Origin of the sequence: Methanohalophilus euhalobius, assembly GCF_900215215.1 — an archaeon.
Classification (GTDB): Archaea; Halobacteriota; Methanosarcinia; order Methanosarcinales; family Methanosarcinaceae; genus Methanohalophilus; species Methanohalophilus euhalobius.
Map to the genome: position 1 here is coordinate 277364 of NZ_OBDR01000001.1, position 22834 is coordinate 300197.

24 protein-coding genes and 1 pseudogene are annotated in these 22834 nt (G+C 43.6%); 5 read left to right on the forward strand and 20 right to left on the reverse strand.

Going from position 1 to position 22834, the window contains the following annotated elements; translation table 11 throughout:
• Positions 1–2: 2 nt before the first annotated feature.
• Positions 3–2759 carry a heavy metal translocating P-type ATPase gene (locus tag CP947_RS01425; protein ID WP_243641477.1) on the reverse strand — a complete coding sequence of 919 codons (2757 nt, stop codon included), beginning with the start codon at positions 2757–2759 and terminating at the stop codon, positions 3–5.
• The gene (locus tag CP947_RS01430; RefSeq protein ID WP_096711475.1) at positions 2740–2940 is read right to left on the reverse strand and encodes a heavy-metal-associated domain-containing protein; all 201 of its coding nucleotides are present in this window, start codon (positions 2938–2940) and stop codon (positions 2740–2742) included. The genes CP947_RS01425 and CP947_RS01430 overlap by 20 nt, the downstream gene beginning before the upstream one ends.
• An 88-nt stretch (positions 2941–3028) precedes the next feature.
• On the opposite strand from CP947_RS01430, the gene nadA reads away from it, so the two are divergent.
• On the forward strand, positions 3029–3934 hold the full coding sequence (gene nadA, locus CP947_RS01435; protein ID WP_373420709.1) for a quinolinate synthase NadA: 906 nt from the start codon (positions 3029–3031) through the stop codon (positions 3932–3934).
• Positions 3935–4187: 253 nt separating this feature from the next.
• On the opposite strand, the gene CP947_RS01440 is transcribed toward nadA, so the two are convergent.
• The 8 genes and pseudogenes from CP947_RS01440 to CP947_RS10675 all read right to left on the reverse strand — a co-directional run bounded on the left by CP947_RS01440 (position 4188) and on the right by CP947_RS10675 (position 7135).
• Positions 4188–4472, reverse strand: coding sequence for a nucleotidyltransferase family protein (locus CP947_RS01440; RefSeq protein WP_241645759.1), 285 nt, complete (start codon positions 4470–4472; stop codon positions 4188–4190).
• 58 nt (positions 4473–4530) lie between these two features.
• Entirely contained in the window at positions 4531–4845 is a 315-nt protein-coding gene (locus tag CP947_RS01445; protein ID WP_096711478.1) for a LysE family transporter, read from the reverse strand.
• 12 nt (positions 4846–4857) lie between these two features.
• Positions 4858–5166, reverse strand: coding sequence for a hypothetical protein (locus CP947_RS01450; protein ID WP_096711479.1), 309 nt, complete (start codon positions 5164–5166; stop codon positions 4858–4860).
• 46 nt (positions 5167–5212) lie between these two features.
• Positions 5213–5722, reverse strand: a complete 510-nt coding sequence (locus tag CP947_RS01455; RefSeq protein ID WP_096711480.1) for a hypothetical protein — start codon at positions 5720–5722, stop codon at positions 5213–5215.
• Positions 5723–5771: 49 nt separating this feature from the next.
• Positions 5772–6041: pseudogene (locus tag CP947_RS01460) on the reverse strand (IS5/IS1182 family transposase); the annotation flags it as partial.
• A gap of 153 nt (positions 6042–6194) precedes the next feature.
• A complete protein-coding gene (locus CP947_RS01465; protein ID WP_096711481.1) occupies positions 6195–6536 on the reverse strand; it encodes a hypothetical protein in 342 nt (113 codons plus the stop codon).
• A gap of 87 nt (positions 6537–6623) precedes the next feature.
• Positions 6624–6839: a response regulator transcription factor gene (locus CP947_RS10670; RefSeq protein WP_241645754.1), complete on the reverse strand. Its 216-nt coding sequence runs from the start codon at positions 6837–6839 to the stop codon at positions 6624–6626.
• Positions 6836–7135 carry an AsnC family transcriptional regulator gene (locus tag CP947_RS10675; protein WP_241645751.1) on the reverse strand — a complete coding sequence of 100 codons (300 nt, stop codon included), beginning with the start codon at positions 7133–7135 and terminating at the stop codon, positions 6836–6838. Before CP947_RS10675 ends, CP947_RS10670 begins: the two co-directional genes overlap by 4 nt.
• A gap of 142 nt (positions 7136–7277) precedes the next feature.
• Between CP947_RS10675 and CP947_RS01475 the strand changes: the two genes are divergently transcribed.
• On the forward strand, positions 7278–7559 hold the full coding sequence (locus CP947_RS01475; protein WP_096711482.1) for a MarR family transcriptional regulator: 282 nt from the start codon (positions 7278–7280) through the stop codon (positions 7557–7559).
• A 3-nt stretch (positions 7560–7562) separates the two neighbouring features.
• Here the strand turns inward: CP947_RS01475 and CP947_RS10455 are convergent, their stop codons facing one another.
• The 3 genes from CP947_RS10455 to CP947_RS01490 all read right to left on the reverse strand — a co-directional run bounded on the left by CP947_RS10455 (position 7563) and on the right by CP947_RS01490 (position 11274).
• Complete coding sequence (locus CP947_RS10455) at positions 7563–7703, reverse strand: hypothetical protein (RefSeq protein WP_164908987.1); 141 nt, start codon at positions 7701–7703, stop codon at positions 7563–7565.
• 219 nt (positions 7704–7922) lie between these two features.
• Positions 7923–9203 carry a phosphomethylpyrimidine synthase ThiC gene (thiC, locus tag CP947_RS01485; RefSeq protein ID WP_096711484.1) on the reverse strand — a complete coding sequence of 427 codons (1281 nt, stop codon included), beginning with the start codon at positions 9201–9203 and terminating at the stop codon, positions 7923–7925.
• Between the two features lie 112 nt (positions 9204–9315).
• The gene (locus CP947_RS01490; RefSeq protein ID WP_096711485.1) at positions 9316–11274 is read right to left on the reverse strand and encodes a PAS domain S-box protein; all 1959 of its coding nucleotides are present in this window, start codon (positions 11272–11274) and stop codon (positions 9316–9318) included.
• A gap of 224 nt (positions 11275–11498) precedes the next feature.
• On the opposite strand from CP947_RS01490, the gene CP947_RS01495 reads away from it, so the two are divergent.
• Positions 11499–13829: a DNA topoisomerase I gene (locus CP947_RS01495; RefSeq protein WP_096711486.1), complete on the forward strand. Its 2331-nt coding sequence runs from the start codon at positions 11499–11501 to the stop codon at positions 13827–13829.
• Between the two features lie 9 nt (positions 13830–13838).
• Complete coding sequence (locus CP947_RS01500; RefSeq protein ID WP_096711487.1) at positions 13839–14282, forward strand: GIY-YIG nuclease family protein; 444 nt, start codon at positions 13839–13841, stop codon at positions 14280–14282.
• 3 nt (positions 14283–14285) lie between these two features.
• Here the strand turns inward: CP947_RS01500 and CP947_RS01505 are convergent, their stop codons facing one another.
• The 6 genes from CP947_RS01505 to CP947_RS01530 all read right to left on the reverse strand — a co-directional run bounded on the left by CP947_RS01505 (position 14286) and on the right by CP947_RS01530 (position 20825).
• Complete coding sequence (locus CP947_RS01505; RefSeq protein WP_096711488.1) at positions 14286–14804, reverse strand: nitroreductase family protein; 519 nt, start codon at positions 14802–14804, stop codon at positions 14286–14288.
• Positions 14805–14838: 34 nt separating this feature from the next.
• On the reverse strand, positions 14839–15846 hold the full coding sequence (gene ilvC, locus CP947_RS01510) for a ketol-acid reductoisomerase (RefSeq protein ID WP_096711489.1): 1008 nt from the start codon (positions 15844–15846) through the stop codon (positions 14839–14841).
• Between the two features lie 29 nt (positions 15847–15875).
• Positions 15876–16361, reverse strand: coding sequence for an acetolactate synthase small subunit (gene ilvN, locus CP947_RS01515; protein WP_096711490.1), 486 nt, complete (start codon positions 16359–16361; stop codon positions 15876–15878).
• Positions 16358–18058 carry an acetolactate synthase large subunit gene (locus CP947_RS01520; RefSeq protein WP_172425441.1) on the reverse strand — a complete coding sequence of 567 codons (1701 nt, stop codon included), beginning with the start codon at positions 18056–18058 and terminating at the stop codon, positions 16358–16360. Before CP947_RS01520 ends, ilvN begins: the two co-directional genes overlap by 4 nt.
• A 34-nt stretch (positions 18059–18092) precedes the next feature.
• Positions 18093–19574: a (R)-citramalate synthase gene (locus tag CP947_RS01525; protein WP_096711492.1), complete on the reverse strand. Its 1482-nt coding sequence runs from the start codon at positions 19572–19574 to the stop codon at positions 18093–18095.
• Between the two features lie 198 nt (positions 19575–19772).
• Entirely contained in the window at positions 19773–20825 is a 1053-nt protein-coding gene (locus tag CP947_RS01530) for a M42 family metallopeptidase (protein WP_096711493.1), read from the reverse strand.
• A gap of 138 nt (positions 20826–20963) precedes the next feature.
• Here CP947_RS01530 and dinB point away from each other — a divergent pair, with 138 nt between their 5' ends.
• Positions 20964–22094 carry a DNA polymerase IV gene (dinB, locus tag CP947_RS01535; RefSeq protein WP_096711494.1) on the forward strand — a complete coding sequence of 377 codons (1131 nt, stop codon included), beginning with the start codon at positions 20964–20966 and terminating at the stop codon, positions 22092–22094.
• Here the strand turns inward: dinB and CP947_RS01540 are convergent.
• On the reverse strand, positions 22055–22816 hold the full coding sequence (locus CP947_RS01540) for a heparan-alpha-glucosaminide N-acetyltransferase (RefSeq protein ID WP_241645746.1): 762 nt from the start codon (positions 22814–22816) through the stop codon (positions 22055–22057). The genes dinB and CP947_RS01540 overlap by 40 nt on opposite strands.
• Positions 22817–22834: the final 18 nt, after the last annotated feature.

Genomic DNA, 22834 nt, shown 5'->3' on the forward strand with positions numbered 1-22834 from the left:
AATTAATCTACCTTTTTCCTTTTCATTAACAGGGAATTTGTCATCACAGAGACCGAACTCAGGGCCATGAATGCTGCTGCCATTGCCGGTGTAATGAGTATTTGCTCAAATATTGGGAAGAGTACACCGGCTGCAATAGGTATACCAAGTGTATTGTAACCAAATGCCCAGAAAAGGTTTTGTTTGATCTTTTTCATTGTCAGTTTACTTAAATTCAGGGCCTTTAAAATATCCTTCATATCATTTTTAATAAGGACGATATCCGCAGACTCGATGGCCACATCCACTCCTGCACCCATAGCAATTCCAACATCAGCTTGGGTAAGGGCCGGTGCATCATTGATGCCATCTCCAACCATTGCTACTCTTTTGCCCTGGCTTTGCAGCTTTTCAACCTCCGCAGCCTTATCTGCAGGTAGCACTTCTGCAAAGACTGTATCAATTCCTGCCTGTCTTGCAATTGCATGTGCAGTTTTGCTGTTATCACCTGTAATCATGGCAACTTCAAGCCCCTCTTTCTGCAGTCGGGATATTACTGATGGTGCCTCCTCTTTCAATACATCAGCAACAGCCAGGACACCGGCAATTGTACCATCGAGGGCAACCATTATTGCTGTTTTTCCTTCATCTTCAAACTTATTCGAATCGCGGGATACATCTCCCATATCGATTCCTTTCTCTTCCATGAGACGTTTGGTGCCGATAAATACAGAATGATTTTCCCATTCTCCTACAACTCCTTTGCCGGATAATGATTCAAAACCGGATACATTTTTTAGCTGAAGTTTTCTGGATTTTGCTCCTTCCACAATTGCTTCAGCCAGCGGATGCTCGGAAAGGATTTCAACTGAAGCTGCTGCCTGAAGCAGGTAGTTTTCTTCATAATTACCTGTTGTTGCAACATCTGTAAGGAAAGGTTTACCGATTGTCAGGGTACCGGTTTTATCAAACACGATAGTGTCTATTTTTGGAGTAGTCTCCAGACTTTCCCCATCGCGTATGAGGATTCCATTTTCAGCACCCATTCCGGTACCTACAATTATGGCAACCGGTGTGGCAAGCCCCAATGCACAGGGACACGAAATTACAAGCACCGTGATGGCAGCCAGCAGGGCAAAGAGGAAAGGACTGGCAACACCTGTAAGTTCAGCAACATTAAATGTTCCGTAGCCTATGAAAAACCAGAATAAAAATGCCATCAGGGCAATGGACATCACAATGACAATAAAGTATCCTGCTACAATATCTGCAAGGCGCTGAATGGGTGCCTTTGATGTCTGGGCTCTTTCTACCATTTTTATGATCTGTGACAGGGCGGTATCAGCACCGACCTTTGTAGCTTTGAACCTGAATGAACCAGTCTTATTTATCGTTGCACCGATTACTGTATCTCCTGTGCTTTTTTCAACAGGGATGCTTTCCCCCGTGATCATGGATTCATCAACAGCAGAATCCCCCTCTATGACTTCACCGTCAACCGGTATCTTTTCCCCGGGTTTTATAACGATGACATTTCCAGGTTTTACTTCTTCGACAGGAATATCTTTTTCTTCCCCATCCACGATTATCCGGGCAGTTTTTGCCCGCAGCCCCATAAGCTTACGTATCGCTTCCGAGGTCTTACCCCGGCTTTTGGCTTCCAGGTAACGTCCGAAAAGGATGAATGTAATAAGCATGGCAGCCGAATCAAAGTACGTATGTTCATATCCCGCCCCCAGATTCAGGAAGGCTGCTGCAGTGCTTGCAACAAAAGCGGCTCCGGTACCCGAGGCCACCAATAAGTTCATGTCGGCATATCCGTGCTGCAATCCCCTAAAAGCTCCGGTGAAAAACTGTCTGCCGGGAAAAGTCAAAGTGAGGGTTGCCAGGGTGAATTGAACAATATTGTTAGCGAGAATATCAGGCACATAAGGGTCAATCCTCAGCATTCCCTGCATGGCACCAAGCGTCAGGGGTAATGTCATAGCAAAGGCTATCAAAACATTTTTTTGTTGCTCAATTCTTTCCTGTTCTCGTTTGTCTTTCAAATTATTTTGTGTACCATCCGGTATTGAAGCGCCGTAACCTGCGTTTTCTATGACTTTGATGAGACCTTCCTGATTGATTACGGAACTATCGAAAATTATATCCGCTTTTTCCAGGGATAAGTTTACATTTGCTTCAAATACGCCGGCTTGGTTTTTAAGCGCCTTTTCTACGTTGGATACACAGGAGGTGCAGCTCATCCCGGTAATATCCAGAGTCAGGCGATCACTGCGAATTCCGTACCCCAGGGACTCGATCTGCTCACGTATGTCATTTAAATCCAGCTTATTAACATCATATGTTATAGAGGCTTTTTCCGATGCAAAATTAACTGAGACTTCTCCAATTCCATCTACTTTTGCAAGGCCTGTTTCGATACGTTTGGCACAGGCAGTACAGGACATACCTGAAATATTCAATGTCAGGGTCCTATCGGAATCTCGGGTTGATATTTCTTCAATGTTTACAGGACAGGTTCCTTCACATGCATTCTCTTCCTGGCCTTCGACAGAATATCCGGCCTGGCTAATAGTATCCTTCATGGTTTCAACACTGGTGGATGAAGGATCATAATTCACTCTAGCAATACCACTTTCAAGGTCCACCTCTGCAGATTTCACTCCTTCAAGGCTTTCAAGAGCATCGCGGACACTTTTTGTGCAGTGTCCGCAACTCATACCGCTTATATGTAAAAAAATCTCAGCCATGGTTATATTATGCCTCGTAACCTGCATCCCTGACAGCTTTTTTCAGCTCTTCTACATTTATATCAGGTTCATATTCCACGTGGACCTCGCCTTTTTCAAGATCTACTTCCGCTCTGGATACTGAAGTAATATTTTGTAAAGCCTTCTCAACTGCCATCTTGCAATGGCCACATGTCATTCCTTTGACTTTAATATCTATCTTTTCCATAAAATATCACCTGTTTAGGTTATCGTCCAACAATTTAATATATTTGCCTCTCAAATATAGTTAACGCCGTGAATTAGAGATTAAGATGATTTATATGGATCAAATAATTGCTAAAATCGAAGAACTGAAGACAAAAATGAATGCTGTTATTCTGGCCCATAATTACCAGCGATGTGAAATACAGCAACTGGCAGATTATGCTGGTGATTCACTTGGACTGAGCCGTCAGGCAGTGGAACATGATTGTGATGTCATTGTCTTTTGCGGAGTGGATTTCATGGCGGAGAGTGCGGCCATTCTTTCCCCGAATAAGCAGGTACTACTGCCTGCAAAGGATGCTCATTGTCCCATGGCAGCAATGGTTGATGTGCCATCCCTCAGGAAAGCAAAAGCAAACAACCCCGATGCTGCAGTTGTATGTTATGTTAATTCCTCAGCGGTTGTCAAGGCAGAAAGCGATATATGTTGTACTTCCTCAAATGCTGTCAATGTGGTAAATTCTCTTGAAGAAGATAAAGTGATATTTGTGCCGGATAAGAACCTGGCACATTATGTCTCCCTTCACACAGAAAAACAAATAATCCCCTGGGAAGGTTATTGTCCGGTTCATCACCAGATAATGCCGGAAGAAATCAGAATGGCAAAACAGGAGCATCCTGATGCTGAATTCCTGGCTCATCCGGAATGCAGGCCTGAAGTTGTTGAAATGGCAGATGCAGTACTCAGTACCTCGGGAATTATTGAAAGAGCGGGCAAAACAGATGTAAATGAATTTATAATCGGGACGGAAAATGGTATTCTTTGCAGGCTCAAGGAGCAGCATCCTGATAAAACGTTCTATTTTGCTTCTGCCTTTGCCTCATGTGCAAACATGAAAATGGTTACACCTTCCATTTTGCTGGATTCAATGGAAAAAATGCAATATGAAGTGAATGTAGAAGAAAGTATAAGGGAAAAGGCAAAAAAATCCCTTGATCGAATGCTTGAAATTTAATCTGCATTCTTGTACTTAAAGGGCATCAGGCGCTTTTCAAGGGCCGCCTGTATATATTCGATCAACATGTACTTATCATCTCAAGCGATTATCACTTTTGGGATTGTATATAGCATTGTTTATTTCAGATATTTAGTAATTATCCTCCCTTACGACAGTTTGTTTTTTGAGTTTACTGCTTATTAGAAATAACTGACACTCATCAATGGAAAGAAATGCATCGATCATCTCTGAGATATAAAGTAAAGAACTCTCATAAAACCACCATCTCTTTCAGGAAATTATCTTGCATCCTGGGATGCAGGGCTCGTTTTGACACCACGTCCATAGGCAATTCGAGCAAGTCTTCAAGGTAGTCGGCAAGTCCCACAAGGTCAAACAGGGTGGCTTCGGTATCAAAATTGACCAGCACATCAACATCACTTCCCGGCTTTTCTTCTCCCCTTGCATAGGACCAGAAGATTCCGACAACTTCGGCTTTGTACTCCTGCCTGGTCTCTCCCCGGTGCTCTTTAATCAGGAGTTTTATCTCATCCAATCTTGGTGGGATTCTTTTGCTTCTCCTCGTCCAGAAACTTGCTCCATAACTGCACTCATTATCGCCAAATATGCAAGCCCAGCAGTTCCAGTCCCTGTTCTATGAAAAACAAAGCAAAGAGGAGATACAGCACTCCCAGACTTCGAAATAGATGAAGATAGTACTTGCTTTTCAAAAAATCCCTGCTTTTGCCTACAAACAAGGCAATCATAACTTTAGAACCTACAAGCAGGGCATAGAATCCGATAATAAACATTATCCGTGCGAGCCTGTCAACCTCTGCAGTCCTGAAGAGAATCGGTCCTCCGATTGCAATCCAAAGCAGGTAGGGATGGGGGTTCAGGAAATTTGCCAGTATGCCTTTTTCTGGGATTCCTTTTTCTGGTTAGTTATCTCGATATTGATATTTTTGGTCCTTAAAGAAGTAATTCCCAGATGCATCAGGTAAAGTGCCCCTGCCAGGCTTATAAAGGCGATCACCGAATTTTGCTACTGGAAATGTATTAGTATGTAAATCACAGCTGATACTATCAGGAAGTCTTATTAAAGGAGAAATAGCAACCTTAAAACCTTCTTTTGACCCGTGTTGCAGGCTTCCGGAAATTGTTATGACCATCAGTGGACCCGGAGATATGCCTGCAGCAAAACCAAGAAGGGTCCCTGTCATCAGGATTTCTGCAAATTCATACATCATTCTCTCTTCTTATTTACGGGAGGAAGCCATTTACCGGCGTGAAAATTCAGTGTAGTTTGATAATTTCAGTCTGTTCTGCGATTGTCAGTTCAAATTCATCTGCGGGAATGGCCCTGGTAGAAAGGACTTCTTCAAATTTGCCGCTCTCAACCTTTATGTTCCTGCTGGCGGTTACCGTGAGACTCACCTGAGACTGGCCATCTGCAGCATTACCTTCGATCCGGATATCGTATTTGCCTGAAGGTACATCGCATTCGCAGATTTCCGCTACACCCTCTGAAGCTCTTGCACGTCTGGTTATCCATAACAATATCTTTACCCTGACCTTCAGGTCCTTCACTCTTTCGGCTCTCACCGTTAAACGATTGGGCCTTTCTGGTACTTCTGTGTCAGGCATACGACATTTGTATTTTCCACCCTTCACCGGCACGGTCTTGGTAAAGGTCATTGCTACATCCACTGATTCCGCAGAGGATGTGCCACGTATGATGACATCATCTCCTGCCCTGGGTTCTGGTGGTATAATCTCGAAATCCTTGTTTTCTGGAGTATCCATTGTAATTAAAAATGGCTGGTAGTCCTTTATGTTTCTTTCTGATTGCTCGTTACAGAAGCGTATAATAATTATTTTTGTAATTATTATTTTTATAACTATTTGGCTCTGTAGAAATTATCATTTGAATAATTATTAAAGCAGAGATCACCCTGTCTATATTATGGATTAATAATTTGAACTTGACCTCTGACCTGATTTCTGTATTTTGTTGCTCTCAGTTCTTCCCCATATTCCTTTTCAAAACAGAAAACATCGTCTCTACCAGATTTCTGTAATGATAGATGTCTTCATCAAATTCATCTCTCATTCTACGACGGTATACCATTAAATCACAGATTTAATGGGAGTTCCAGATTTCCAATCTGGAACAAAATATATCCATCCCCTTTGTGTTTTGTCTATCCAGAATCACATTGGGGACCTCTTCTTATAAAAATGATAATGTATTAGTGGAAGTTAGAGGAAAGGGTTTCTACAGAGCCGTTTTTTGGAAAGCTTGATCCATGTTTTTTTCATACAGATTATATCCCAGAGGAGTTCGATCTTCAGGATAGCCGGAGACAATGGTGCCGCATTCATCGATATACTCAAGAGCATAAAATCCCTGCGACCTTTCGTACAGGGCTTTGAAGAACCTCATATAGAAGTCATCAGGAACTCCATTTTCAGCGCCTGCTATTACTTCCCGGGCTACGACCTTCTCATTCAGAAACTCTGTGACAGCCGATGATATTTGTTTTGTATTGAGGGTCTGTTGTTCTGTATATTGTTCCTCACAGATTTCCTGGACCCCGAGGTTTAAACGTACCCCCAAAAAAAACAACAGAACCTATAAAAAGAAGGGTAATGAAAGTTATGATTATTGTGTTATATCGTCGATTACTGAAAAACATGGGAATGATCAGTCTTGTGCCCGGCGCAATACCATTCGAATGCGGGCCTTCAGTTCTCTCAGGTTGAAAGGTTTTGCAATATAATCGTCTGCACCTGTCTCGATTCCTTCTACCCGGTCATCAACTTCCCCTTTTGCGGTAAGCATTATTATGGGGATGTGGTTATGCAGTTCATCCTCTTTCAGGTGTTTGCACACTTCAAAACCATCCATATCCGGCATCATGACATCCAGAAGAATAAGGTCTGGTGTTTTTCCTCAATATCTTCAAGACCAGTTTTCCCGTTATATGCCTCAACAACATTATATCCTTCTGCCTGCAATGCTCTTTTTGCAGCAATTATGGCATCGGGCTTGTCATCTATTATCAGGATGGTTTGCCTGGAATCTCCCAGCTCTTCAAGTCTTGTTTGTACTGTTTCTTCAGATATTTTCAGTACATCTGCCAGTTCGACTGCAGAAAGGGCCGGATTCTTTTCAAGAAGACTGAGTATTTTATCGTCAAGTTCTTTTTCGGGCATAATGACCACTAAATAATAGTATTCCCATCAAATAGTCTATGCCATTAAAGCCTTTCCAAATATATGGAAGACCTGTTATTCAGAGATATAAGTTGACCATAATTAGAAAGACTTATAAAATATAATGTTGTAAGTAAGCAGGATGGATGTTCTCGAAAAGATATTCGGCAGGACTGCACAGATGACTGTTCTCAAAAACCTGATATCCCATAAGGGGGACTCTACCTATCTCTCAGGAATTGCAGAAGAGACAGGCTTGTCTCATTCGAGTGTTGCCCGTGTAATAGCACCTCTTGTAGAAACAGGTATTGTTAAGGAGAAACCCCTGGGAAAACAGATACGCACTTTCAGTCTCAATATGGATAGTGAATTGACACAGCTTGTCCTTGAATTCTATGATCATATCCACAAGTTTGCCGATTGATTCTTAATAATATTTTTGTTCATCCAATGTGTCCGGATGTACGCTACTGTTATTCTTTCCAAGCATAATTCTTGCAAGACTGCCGGATATGGCCGCAAGGATATTGGATATGTGAAGTGTATAGAATGCAATTATTATTTCCATAATGGAGGTTAGAAGTGCCTCGGCAAACTGTCTATCAGGATTCCTGAATTTCCTGACTACCAGTAGATAGTGGTAAGCGGTGCGAATATAAGTCCAACGATCAGGGTGAAGCAGATAGTCAGTATTATAAGTGTAAAGGTTCTCCTTCAAAATAATTGTCTATCAGAGTATTATTATCCACAAGCACTGTGATTCTCATAAAGAAAAATTGTGGGCCTGTTATTTAGTATTAACTTTCAGGGCATCCTGTACTATTTTCAGGGCGCAGAGTTCACCACACATGGAACATGCATCACTTCCTGTCTTGCGGCTCTGGCGTATGGCAGCAGGTTTTTCACTGTCAATTGCAATGTCAAATTGTTTCTCCCAGTCAAGGTCACGTCTGGCTTGTGCCATCTGGAAGTCTGTTTTTCTTGCCTTTTCACGCTGTCCCTGCCGTGTAAGATCGGCAGCATGTGCTGCTATCTTTGTGATAATCGCTCCCTCTCTGATATCATCTGCGGTGGGAAGGGCAAGGTGTTCCGCGGGAGTGGTCATGCACAGGAAGTCCGCTCCAGACATGCCGGCAATGGTTCCACCAATTGCACCTGTAATATGGTCATAGCCGGGTGCAATATCTGTGACAAGTGGTCCAAGCAGGTAGAGGGGAGCTTCGTGGCATAGTTTTTTCATGCTTTGCACACTCAGCTGCACCTCGTCAGCTGCCACATGACCGGGCCCTTCCACAAAGGTCTGGACATTGGATTTACGTGCCTCTTTTACAAGTTCACCCAGGGTTATGAATTCCATGAATTTTGCATTATCCGAGGCATCATGGATACAACCCGGACGCATTCCGTCACCCAGGCTCAGGGTCATATCATATTCTCTTGCTATCTCTATCAGGTAGTCAAATTCACTGTAGAGGGGATTTTCCTGCTCATTGTGGATCATCCAGGCAATTGTAAATGAACCTCCTCTGCTGACAACATCCATCACCCTTTCCCCTTTACGCAGGCGTTGCAGAGCGTTCTGGTTCACTCCTGCATGAATTGTCACAAAATCGACACCGTCTTCTGCATGTTTGCGCACAGTATTGATGATATCATCGGATGTCATATCAACTACAGTTTTTTGGGATGAAGCCGCCTGATAGATTGGCACTGTACCAAACGGTACATCTACGGTTTCCATGAGAAGTTTGCGGGTGGAATCAAGGTCTCCCCCTGTGGAGAGGTCCATTATGCTGTCTGCCCCGTACTTAACAGCAGTTTTTGCCTTTTCAACTTCATCTTCCACATCAACAAAATCTCTTGAGGTTCCGACATTGGCGTTGACCTTGACACCCATACATTTTCCGATGGCTTTTGGAGATGCATCTCTGCGCACATTTTTTGGAATAGTAATAAGGCCCTCTGCAACATACTTTCTTACGATTTCGGGATCAATACCCTCTTTTTCTGCAACCTTATGTATCTGAGGGGGAATGTTTCCCTTCTTTGCTTCATCCATCAATGTCATTTTTAACGCCTGCCGTGCTTAATTCATTCCAGAATAATCCGTATTCGCATATATAGGTTTCACAGGTAAAAAAGGAATTAAAATGAAACTCTATCGTTAACATTTCGCTCCATTAAATAGGTTGGATTGGAATTGTGAAAATGAAGGTATTTCCCGCCCCGGGTTTACTTTCCACTTCTATCTCTCCACCATGTAATTCTATATACTCTTTAGCAAGTGAAAGGCCCAGAATACTGTCATGTGGTTTCATTCCGGATTTGGAATATATTTCTTTAAAAGGTCTGAATAATTCTTCTAAATGGCTCGGGGAAATGCCGAGTCCGGAATCATTTACTTCGAACTTCAGGTCATAACTGCTGTATTCCATACTGATATGTACATCTCTTCCTTCAGGGGTAAAGTGTATTGCATTGACGACGAGATTATACATTGCCTGCTTGATTTTTACTTTGTCCACACTCATTTCCGGTATGTATTCAGGTACATCAATAGTTATTTCAATATTCCTATCCTCTGCAAAAGGTTTAAGGAATTTTAAAATTTCACTGAGTAACTCACCAATGGAAACCATTTCAATATTGAGTTCCATCTTTCCTGCTTCAACATCTGATATTTCCAGAATGGCATCAATTAAACCTATCAACTGTTCCGCACTTTTTTGTATATCATGAATGTGCTTTTGCTGTTTTGGATTGAGTTTTCCATATATATCATTACGAAGCATCTGGCTAAAACCAATTATGTTACCTAATGGAGTTCTAATTTCATGACTCAAATTGGCCTTGAACTCAGAGTTGGTTTTGCTTACTTCCCTGGCATGAAGCCTGGATTCTGCAAGTTCTGCCTCTGCACGCTTGTGGTCTGTAATGTCCTTTACGAATTCGACCGTACCGGTAATTTCACCGGTGGTGGAGTCTTTCAATGGATACCCCAGGAGTTCAAACCATTGTGGTTCTGAGTCCGGCAAACCCTGTACAATATTTCTTTCTGTCTCTCCTGTTTCCATGCATCTCATTATAGGGCAGGGTTTACATGGGCAGTCCCTGTCATGATAAGCTTCATAACATTTCTTGCCTTCAAGGGGTGTATTCCTTGCGTACCACTTATTCATGGCATCATTTACATGTACGATATTCATGTCTGCATCAAGTATGCTGACCCCGTCCTTTATGCTTTCAATGATGCTGTTCAGGAACAACTTGCTCTTAATCAATTCCTCTTCCATGAGTTTGGATTTTGTGGTATCCTTTGCGAAACCTAAATAATAGGTATCTGGAAGTTTAGTAGCAGTTACACGCCACCATCTTATGTTTCCGTCCTTCCTTACAAAATGGAATTCAGTATCAGCAAATCCTTTTTTACCGAAGGTTCCAAAAGTTTCAATGACCCTTCCATGATCTTCTGGGGGTATGAGGTCCATGAGGTTCATCGAGAGGAGTTCCTCTTGCGAATATCCTGTTGTTTCACAGGCTGCTTTATTGACTTCAATATAATCTCCGTTTTTATCTGCGACAAAAATACCATCAGGAGCATTATTAATGTAACTCCTGAACTTCGATTCACTTTTCTTTAGGGCATTTTCACTTGCAAGTCTCAAAATCAAATTCCCAATCTGACGGGCAATTGATTCCAGAATTATTTTTGTATCTTCAGCAATTCCTTCCTGAGTAAAAGAAGAGACGACAAATGAAGATATTGCCTCTCCATTTTCTTTTTTTATGGGGATTATGCCAATTGTTTTCATTTTTTTGATATACTCTTTTTCCTGAAGGGTTCCTGCAATTTCTTCAGGTGGCATATAACGAATTTTACCTTCTTTAACGATTTTTGCCTGTAATGAATCCGCAGGGTAATGCTGGATATTTTTCAATATATCTTCAGGAATGTCGCCCCCACAGGCTATGAAGTCAAATCCACCATTTTTTGATCTAAGGTATATCGCTGTGGCATCAATATCTTTCAGGGAAAGAATATGTTTTGAGAGGGAATGAAAAGCAGTTTGTAAATTATTTGATGAACCAAGTTCAATAGCAATATCCCTTTGGAGGACTAGAAGTCTTTCCTTTTCCACTAAAAGCACTCTCCGGTGAGAGAATAACTATTTATAGGCATATAATATTTTACATAACTATATTTTTGGTTATGTTTTGTATATACAAAAATTTATATCATTTCTAATTTATATTGCATTTGTTTATATATAAGTGCACATTGTTATTTTTATCTTAATGAATACCAAAAGAACCGTTCCCAGCTACCTTTATGTAATCATGGCAACATCTAGTTGCCCTGTATATGACTATTGTTGTATTTGCTGAAAAAAACAAGGCTGCAGCCAAACTTGCGACTATTTTGAGCGGAGGAAATAGTACGAGAGAACATGTGGCTGACCTGCCGGTATATTCCTTTGTAGCTAAAGGAGATAAATACAAGATAATCGGTCTTGCCGGACACATTACATCCTATGATTTTGATCCGGCTTACCGGGACTGGAAGGCAATTGACCCTGCGGTCCTGCTGACAGCTGACCCGATCAAAAATATCACCAAGAAAAATTATGAACGGGCTGTCAGGCAACTTGCAAAACAGGCAGATTCCATTGTACTTGCATGTGACTATGACCGGGAAGGAGAGAATATCGGTTTTGAGGCACGTGATATTGCTTTGCAGGTCAAAAAAGTACCGGTAAAAAGGGCCAGGTTTTCTTCCCTGTCTGCAAATGAGGTCCAAAAGGCTTTTAGTAATCTTGTAGAGCCGGATACCAATCTGGCCCTGTCTGCGGATACCCGCCAGATACTTGACCTGAGAATGGGTGCGGCTTTTACCCGTTTTATGACCCTTGCTGTCCGGGAGAAGGCATACACCAAAAGTATCCTGTCAATTGGTCCCTGCCAGACTCCAACATGTGGTTTTGTATATGAAAGAGAAAAAGCCATCCGTAATTTTAAACCTGAGGATTTCTGGAAGATAGAAGCGGTTTTCCAGGCAGGATCCAGTGAATTTGAGGGTGTGCACCGTAAAGGCAACATACGGGATGTTGGACTTGCAAAACAGATATATGAAAAACTGCAGGGTACCAGAGAAGCAACCGTGTTTCGCCTCAATATCAAAGAAAAACAGATCAATCCTCCTTATCCTCTAAATACGAATGAATTCCTCAAACGGGCTTCCAAATTCCTGGATATCAGTCCGGAAAAAGCCCTGGAAATAGCAGAGCAGCTTTACCTGGCCGGCTTTATCAGTTATCCCAGGACAGAAACAAACCGATATCCTGAAGATCACGACTTTAAATCCATGCTTAAAAACCTTCTCCGGATAGGGGAATATTCCTTCTTTGCAGAAAATTTACTCAAAACGACAGTATCTCCCCGAAACGGGACAAAGGACGGCCATGATCACCCGCCTATCCATCCTATAAAGGCAGTTTCCGAAAAACAGGTCAAAAATGCAGTTAAACTGGATAATTCCTGGAAGGTATATGACCTGATTGTGCGTCATTTTCTTGCCAATCTTATGGATCCTGCCCTCTTTGAAAAAACTCACATGGAAGTGCATGTGAAGGATGAACCTTTTGATTGTAAGGGTTCGGTTATGAAATCCGAAGGGTGGAAACAGGTCTATCCGTTTGAAATATCAAAAGAAAAACTTCTTCCTCCGGTAGCAGAAGGGGATAAGGTGGCTGTAAATAAGATCACAAACACCAAATCCCAGACCACACCCCCCAAACGTCTAACTGAAGCCGAACTTCTGACCCTTATGGATAAACATGGTATCGGAACCAAGGCAACAGCCCCTTCACACATCGAAACAAACAAGAAAAGAGGCTATTTTGAGATTAAAGGCAAAACCATTTCTATGCTGGATACCGGCTTTAATCTCATGGATGCACTGGGGATTTCAGTACCTATATTGATACAACCTGAAATCAGGGCAAAAATTGAAGGGTTGATAGAAGATGTCGAGGAGGGAAAGAAATCCTTTGACGAGGCCATCAGTGAAGGTACTGTCCTTATACAGAAAATGTATACCCGGCTCAAGTCCGGTAAAGGCGATATTGTGCTGCGTATTGCAGGTTCTATAAAGGATGAAAAACTGGCTGAAGATAAGAATAATCACATTGGCAAATGCGATAAATGTGGCAGGACACTGAGCATTATACGTACTGATAAGGGTCGTTTTGTAGGTTGCAGCGGCTATCCGGATTGTCGCAACACGTATCCTCTTCCCCGAAAAGGTTCCCTGGATGTAATGCGCTCCCGGGAGTGCAAAATGGGCGGATTTGCCGTACTCAAGGTCGGTGGTGGAAAATATTACTGGAGTGTTGGAGTAGGTCCATGCTTTAATTGTGAAAAGCAAAAACTATGCTTCCCGCCTACTGTGATAGGAAAATGTCCTTCCTGTGGCTGTGACATGATATTGATTGAGACCAAGGATTCGAAATTCGTGGGATGTGCAAGACGCTGTGGTTTTACATGTTCATATCCCCAAAAGGGTCGTGTTACACTGCGCAAGGAAATCTGTGAAGAATGTGGGTGGAAAATAGTCAGAGTAAAGGAACCCAAAAAGGATGCCAGGCATTATTGCATTAACCGCAAATGCAATAAAAAATTCAAGAATCTTCTTTGAGGTTATATTATGTGTGCCAAAGGGACCTACTGCCTTATACTGAAAACGGATGGATGTACTGTTGGTGTAGGCAGTCTCAAATCCATAGTATTTGAAGCAGGCTATTATATTTATGTGGGGTCTGCACTTGGCCCCGGCGGACTCAAACGTATGCATCGCCACCAAAAGCTTGCCCGTCAAAAGGACAAAAAACCCAGATGGCATATTGATTATTTACTTACCCATTCGGATTTTGAATATGTGGATGTTGTCTACACCTGCGCTGAAAAACATATCGAATGTGGCATTGCTGCCAATCTGCAGGGAACTTATGTGTCGAAATTCGGTTGTTCGGATTGTTTCTGTCAATCCCATCTCTTCCACAGGTTAACCTGTCCTGTAAATGAAATAAAATCAGCAATCGAGGATATCGGGCAAAAACCAAAAATATTGAGTGAAAATGATGATTTCTGAGAATCACCATTCATTCTCAAAATTATCCCTGTATGTAATTTCTGCAAGGGATTTCCTCGTGGATGACCTTTCTTCATCTGTCGGATGGCCTATTGCGATAACTGCCATAAGTTCCATAACTGCCGGTGCTTTGAGAATTGAGTTCACTTTCTCTTCCTGATTGAGTATTTCTCCCACCCAGACAGCACCCAGGCCAAGTTCATTGCATGCAAGGAGCATGTTCTCTATCGAAGCACCTATGGACTGGATGTCCTTGGTACGATTGTATCCGCTTTCCTTATCATAATAGAATGCAACAAGTACTTTAGCTCCTTTCACAGTGTCACTGTAATGGGTACAACCGGCTAGTTGCTCGATAGTATCTTCCCTGCGAATCACCACAAACTTCCAGGGCTGGTTATTGAGTCCTGAAGGAGCCCAGCGGGCACATTCTAACAGAGTTGTGATGGCCTCATCATCCACATCCTTTTCCGTAAAACGGCGTACACTTCTGCGGTTGTATATATTATCTAACGTGTTCATGTTTTCCTCCAAAAAAGGAAAAGAAAAAATGGGGTTATTTTTCGTTGAGTTCACTGTTGAGCCAGGGCATCATGGCACGCAGTTTCCTGCCTACTTCTTCCACCGGGTGTTCCCGATCCTGCCGTTCCATTGCTTTGAGGACAGGATTGTTGGCTTTTTTTTCCAGTACGAAATCTTTTGCAAATTCACCATTCTGGATGCGCTCCAGGGCTTCATACATTGCCAGTCTGGATTCATCGTTGATGACCCTGGGTCCCACTGTCATTCCACCGTATTCTGCTGTGTTGGAGACAGAGTACCACATTTTTTCCAGTCCGCCTTCGTGGATGAGGTCTACGATAAGTTTGACTTCGTGCAGTGTCTCAAAATAGGCCATTTCCGGTTTGTAACCTGCTTCGACAAGAACCTCAAAGGAATTCTTGATCAGGGAAGCAACGCCACCACAGAGGTCTACCTGTTCACCAAAAAGATCGGTCTCGGTTTCCTCGCGGAAAGTTGTTTCAATGACACCTGCACGGGTACATCCCACACCCCGGGCATGGGCAAGGGCCAGTTTCTTTGCATTGCCTGTAGCATCCTGGTAGATAGCGATCAGACCGGGCACACCGGCATTGTCCATGTAGGTCCTCCGGACCAGATGTCCCGGACTCTTTGGAGCAACCATATAGACATCAACGTCTGCAGGGGGGATGATCTGATTGTAGTGGATGTTGAACCCATGGGAAAAGACAAGTGCATTACCTGCTTCAAGCCCCGGCTCGATTTTATCCCTGTATACATCAGCCTGTACTTCGTCGGGCATAAGAATCTGGATAATGTCGGCTTCCCTTGCAGCATCTTCAACAGACATAACCTTCAGGCCGTCTTCTTCTGCCTGTTTCCAGCGTCTGCTACCAACCCTCAGGCCGACCACTACATCAAGACCGGAGTCATGAAGGTTCTGTGCCTGGGCGTGTCCCTGGCTGCCATAACCGATAACTGCAATCTTCTTGCTATCCATCACTGAAAAATCAGCATCTTCATCGTAATATAGGTCTACCATTTATTTCAATCTCCTGTTACATATTATAGTTATGAATTTTTTGAGCCCCTTGTTAGGGCAATTCTTCCTGTTCGGACAAGTTCCTTGATTCCGAAGGGTTTGAGAAGTTTCTCGATAGCTGCAATTTTTTCTTCATCACCGGTAACTTCAATGATAATGGATTTTGAAGCCACGTCAACAATACGTGCACGGAAGATATCAACTATCTGGATTATCTCAGCCCTTGTATCCTTATCGGACTTAACCTTGATAAGAGCCAGTTCCCTTTCCACGGATTCGTCAGCACCAATATCGGTAACACGAATCACATCGATCAGTTTATTCAGTTGTTTGCTAACCTGTTCTACGACATGGTCGTCTCCGCGGACCACCAGGGTCATTCTGGAGACGTTAGGATTTTCGGTAACTCCTACTGCAAGACTATCGATATTATAACCGCGTCTTGCAAAGAGCCCTGCCACCCTTGACAGCACTCCGAACTTGTTCTCTACCAGAACTGCAAGTGTGTGTCTCATTCTTTCCTCTCCAGGTCAAGTATTTCATTGATAGGTGCACCTGCAGGCACCATTGGCGATACGTTCTCTTCACATTCCACAATAAAGTCTATAATTACCGGTTTTCCGGAATCCATCGCTTTTTCAAGAGCCGGTTTGACTTCTGAAGTTTTCTCGACCCTGATACCAACCGCACCATAAGCTTCGGCCAGTTTCACGAAATCAACACTGTCCCGGATGCAGGTATGTGAATAACGCTTTTCAAAGAATAATTCCTGCCACTGCCTGACCATTCCCAGATAACCGTTGTTCATTATTGCTACGATCACCGGAATGTCATTCTGGACAGCAGTTGCGATTTCCTGGGAATTCATCTGGAAAGAACCATCACCTGCAATATTGAAGACAACTCTATCCGGCTTTCCGACCTTGGCACCGATTGATGCAGGATAGCCGTATCCCATTGTCCCAAGTCCCCCGGATGTGATGAAACTGCGAGGTTGGCTAAATTTGTAATATTGGGCTGCCCACATTTGGTGCTGGCCGACTTCAGTAACTATGATAGCATCTTTGCATGCTTCATAGATCTGCTCAATAATGTACTGGGGTTTGAGCCCGTCCTGTTCACCAACATAGTGCAGGGGATAGGATTTTTTCCATCCCTCTATCCTGTCAAGCCACTCTTTTCTGGTTTCTTTCTCAACAGGCTTTACATATTTGTTAAGGGAGGCAAGGATGTTCTTTGCATCCCCTACAATCGGTATATCCACCGTTATGTTCTTGGAAATCTCGGCAGGATCGATGTCAATGTGCAGGATTTTTGCGTTGGGTGCAAAGGATGCAAGTTTCCCTGTCACACGGTCGTCAAATCTGGCACCGACTGCTATGAGAAGATCACATTCCTGTATGGCGTAGTTGGCATATTTAGTTCCGTGCATGCCGGGCATTCCCAAATAAAGAGGATGTTGTGTAGGGAAACCGCCTATACCTGTAAGGGTTGTAGTTACAGGTGCCTGTAGATTCTCGGCAAACTGTATCAGTTCCTTGCTTGCGCAGGAGCCCAATATTCCGCCGCCTGCATATATCAGAGGCTGATGGGCCTTTTCAATCGCTGATGCAGCTCGCTTTACCTGCTGGAGATTACCCTTGTAGGTTGGCTTGTAACCTTTCAGGTCCACTTTATCCGGGTAGGTAAATTCGATTTCCTCGGTTGTGACATCCTTGGGCAGATCTATCAACACGGGACCGGGCCTTCCTGTTGATGCAATGTGGAAAGCCTCTTTGATTATACGGGGCAGGTCCTTTGCATCCTGCACAAGATAATTGTGCTTGGTGATTGGCATTGTGATGCCGGTTATATTTGCTTCCTGGAACGCATCGTTGCCTATCATTGAACGGGGCACCTGTCCTGTGAGTGCGACCATTGGTATAGAATCCATGTAGGCATTTGCAATACCTGTTACAAGGTTGGTGGCTCCGGGTCCGGAGGTTGCAAGACATACACCAACCTTGCCGGTTGCCCTTGCGTATCCTTCTGCGGCATGGGCTGCTGCCTGTTCATGCCTGACAAGAATGTGTCTGAGATCGGATTTGTATATCTCATCATATATGTGAAGAAGGACACCACCGGGATAGCCGAAGATAACCTCCACATTTTCTTCATAGAGGCACTCGATGATTGCGCGTGCACCTGTCATCTTGTTGTTATTTTCACTCATTATATCCCTTCGTTTTCTTCTCTTGCTTCTAACTTCACTTCATTAGCTGGTTTATTGCATTTATCACAGCTTCAACGGATGCTGTGATTATATCTGTACGGGCACCCCGGGAACTAACCATTTTTCCATCCTTTGAAAGTTTAACACGCACTTCCACCAGCGCATCAGTACCGCCGGTTATCGCATCGACATGGTATTCTTCCAGCTGTACATCCCCTATACCTGATACAGCCTTGCGGATTCCTTTTACAACTGCATCTACGGGACCATCCCCGATATCGGCTTCCACAACTTCCTCACCATCCACGGTTATCCTTACCGATGCGGTTGGCATAACCTGGTTACCGGATACTATGGTAAAATCTTTGAGTTTGACCCGGGATTCCCTGTATATGTTCAGTACGGTGTCAGCAATTGTTTGTAAATCGGAATCTGTGACATGTTTTCCATGGTCACCTATTTCCTTGACCCTGGTGAGAATCTCATTGAGCTGGGAATCTTCTACTTCCAGTCCTAGTTCTTTCAATGCCAGGGTTACTGAGCTTTTGCCGGCGTGTTTGCCCAGAACTATTTTTCTTTCCCTGCCCAGAATTTCGGGTTTCAGGGGTTCATATGTAGAAGTGTCTGCCAGCAGTCCGTGTACATGAATGCCTGCTTCATGGGTGAATGCATTACCTCCCACGAGCGATTTGTTGATGGCCACAGGTATGCCGGTCAAGCGGCTGACCAGTCTGGATGTTTTATAAATTTCTTCTGATTTTATACCAGTTCTGTGATCATAAAGCCATTCCAGAATCATCACAACTTCTTCCAGTGAGGTATTCCCGGCCCTTTCACCGATCCCATTTATGGTCATATGGGCTTCCCCTGCCCCGGCTTTCAGGGCAGCTATGGTATTGGATACTGATAATCCGAAATCATCATGGCAGTGAATGCTTACCGGTACACTGCATTCGCTGGAAAGTTCGCTGAAAATAGCTTCCGTTTTTTCGGGAACCAGCATTCCCACAGTATCACAATAGCATAACCTGTCGGCACCGGCATCGATTCCGTCCTGGTAGAGGGTCTTCAGGAAATCAAAATCTGCTCTGGATGCATCTTCCCCGCTGAATTCAACAATCAGGCCATGGTCTTTGGCGTATTCAATGACACGGGTTGACATTTCCCTGACTGCTTGCCTGTCCTTTTTCAATTTCACATTGATATGCAGATCTGATACAGGTGCGACCAGATGGATGGAATCCACATCGCATTCCAGGGCGTAGTCTATATCCTGCTTCATTATACGGCAATAACTGCATATTTCAGCATCAAGACCTTCAGCAGTGATTCCTCTTATAGCGTTTCTCTCACCTTCGGAGGTGATGGCAGAGCCTGCTTCGATGATGTGTACTCCCATCTCGTCCAGTTTACGGGCGATCCAGAGTTTTTCTTCACAAGTCAGTGCTACACCGGGTGTTTGTTCACCGTCTCTCAGGGTAGTGTCCAGAAAGCGTACATTTTCGAATAATACAATCCCTCACGATTTTTATGAATATTGTGCAACCATGTGACACGTTCATATTAAATATAAGTTCGCGTTAGTCCACATGTCTGTCAGACTTTCATGCATACAAAAGGTATAATCATGAAATGCTGTGAAAAGTAGCATTCTATTATTAAAATAATTGATGGTATAAGCCGTTTTTAATGTGAGAAAGTAAGTGGAGAAGTATTAGAAATACTTCCCTATATTTTTAGCTGCTTTTGCAACAAGAGAGGCGCTTGCTTTAAGGTCATCAATGGAAATCACTTCTACGGGTGAGTGAATATACCTTGCAGCCACACTAATAGTACTTGAGGGCACACCATCCCTTGTCAGGTGTATTGCGGTTGCGTCGGTGGTTCCTCCGTCTCCCACATCAAGTTGATGGGGCAGATCATTCTCCTGTGCTGTTTCTTTTAGCCATTTGACAACCTGCTTATCTGCCATAAGGCCCCTGCCGGCACCATCAACTACAGTAATTACCGGACCTTTGCCCACTTCCAGGGCTGAATCCTTCTTTTCTATGCCGGGGTGATCGCCCGGGATGGTGACATCTGTTGCAATTGCAATATCCGGATTCAGACCGAAAGCAGATGTGCGTGCACCTTTAAGCCCCACCTCTTCCTGAACCGTTCCCACGGCATAAATAGTGGCATCAATATCCATCTCGGAAATTTGTTTCAGGGCATCGATCACCATGGTCACTCCAACGCGGTTATCAAAGGCTTTGGAGGTGTAGAGACCATTTTGCAATGCCACAAAGTTCCTGTCTATAGAAATGGGTGTACCAACCTCAATTCCTAAGTTTTCTGCATCTTCCTTGTCCTTTGCCCCGACATCCACAAACATTTCTTCTGCCTTTATCGGTTTCTTTTTATCCTCATCTTTCATTACGTGAGGGGGTTTGGAACCGATGACACCCGGGATAGGTCCCCTGGTGGTGTGCACCATGACACGCTGGCTGTGCAGGGTCTGGTCAAACCAGCCACCGATAGTCACAAATCGGAGAAATCCATTCTCATCGACGTATTTTACCATAAGCCCTATCTCATCCATATGTGCAGCAAGCATAATGGAAGGACCTGTGCCTTTTTTGGTACCTATGAGATTTCCCATTTTATCTACTTCTATGGTATCGACATAGGGTTTGATTTCCCTTTCCATGATTTTGCGAATACTCTCTTCATTGCCGGAAATTCCGTGGGCGTTAGCCAGTTCTTCAAGAAGTTTTTCTATTTCCATTTGTATACCTTCCTTGTTTCTTTCAGGTTTAATAGTCCTCCAGAGATAAATAGTTTTGAGTAAGTGTTGAAAGGATTATTTAATTTACAGGTATCATGATATATGGTGGAAACATTTTAATTCTGGACAACAGAAGATATGCAGATGCCTCCATCCCGAATAATTTTCCATATTGATATGGACAGTTTTTTCTCCTCGGTAGAAGTGCGTGAGAGACCATCCCTTAAGGGCCTCCCGGTCGTGGTCGGGTCTGACCCAAAAAATGGGGAAGGAAGGGGTGTGGTAAGTACGTGTTCCTACGAGGCGCGCAGGTACGGCATCCATTCGGCAATGCCTATTTCGAAAGCCTACATACTTTGTCCGGATGCGGTCTTTTTGCGGGTGAATATGCCCCTCTATAAGCAGGCATCGGAAAATATAATGCTACTACTGCAGCGCTACACTTCTGTTTTCCAGCAGGTAAGTGTGGATGAAGCATATCTGGATGTTACTGATATTGTGAAAACCTACACTGAGGCACAGGACCTTGCTCTCAGGATAAAGAAAGAAATGTATGATGATGAGGATCTCACCTGTTCTATCGGGATAGCACCCAACAAGATTGTGGCTAAGATTGCTTCTGATTACCAGAAGCCCGACGGTCTGACGGTTGTGAAGCCTGAAAATGTACAGGAATTCATGTTTCCTCTGGAGGTATCTGCCATCCCCGGTGTAGGCAGGCGTACCCGTGAGATCCTGAGAAAGATGGGTCTCCGGACCATTGGGGACCTTGCACACACCGATGTGCAACTGTTAGTATCCCGTCTGGGCAAATCCGCCCTTAAATTGCGCCAGATGGCGCTGGGTAATTATCACAGTAAGGTGGCCGGTAAAAGTGAGGTGAAATCCATCAGCAAGGAGGATACCTTTGAAGAAGATGTCGGGGATATGGAACTATTAAGGGAAACTATGGACAGGCTTGCGCAACAGGTACACAGCAGGCTGGTCAGGCACGGTTATGTGTTCCGTACTGTCAACCTAAAGATACGGTTCGAGGATTTTACTACATACACACGGGCTTTTTCTCTCAGGGCAACCAGCAATGACCTTTCTGTGATATGCAAGGTAGGTAACCGTATGTTACAGGAATTCAGCTGCAAGAAGAAGGTAAGGCTTATCGGGATAGGGGTTTCGAGCCTGATGAAGATTGATTCCCAACAGACTACCCTGGAAGATTTCATAAGAGGGGATCAGAATGAAAATGGAAACCTGATCAGACCCAACAGGTAAAGGATGAGAATTATGGCCGGCTGGTGCAACAGGTACATTGCAAGGGACCTTTTTCCCATTGCAGTGAGCAGTCTTACCGGGGCAAAGCCTGTCATATCAGGAACATCAAATTTTCTTTCATAGGCCGGATACAGGTGATTGCTGGTGGCAATTCCTACCAGTACAAGGCCAAACCAGGGAAGCAGGGGAAAGTAATCCAGTGTCTGGAATGATGTGGAATGCACTCCCAGCCACAAAAACCAGTCATTTGGCACACGTATTGTTTTCAGGTAGAATCCAATTGCGATTACAACTCCCGCGACAATCAGGTTGGCATGTTTCTTTTCAATCAACGGATAGGCAATTATTATTGAGATTCCCATAAAATGCAGAATCCCGAAAACGATTGGCATAGAGGGATACGCAAACCAGCTGACTAAAGTAATCAGACTTCCCCAGAGAAATATCCGAATTCCCCTCTTTACATATTTGTGCCAGGGATTTCTGTTTTCGGGATGTTTCAAACGGTATCGTGAATAACTAAGGCTCAGGGCAATCCCTGCAGTATATATAAAAAGAACAGCTGAACTTCTGCCGATTATCCATAATTTGCCCTGATTTATCGCGAAAGAAAAATTGCCCAGCAGGTCCAGATCATAGAATGTATGATATATAATCATGAGGACAATGGCACAGCCCCGTAAAAGGTCAACTTCCCAGAAACGTTGTTCAGGCAGTACCATTGGTTTTACCATGAAAAA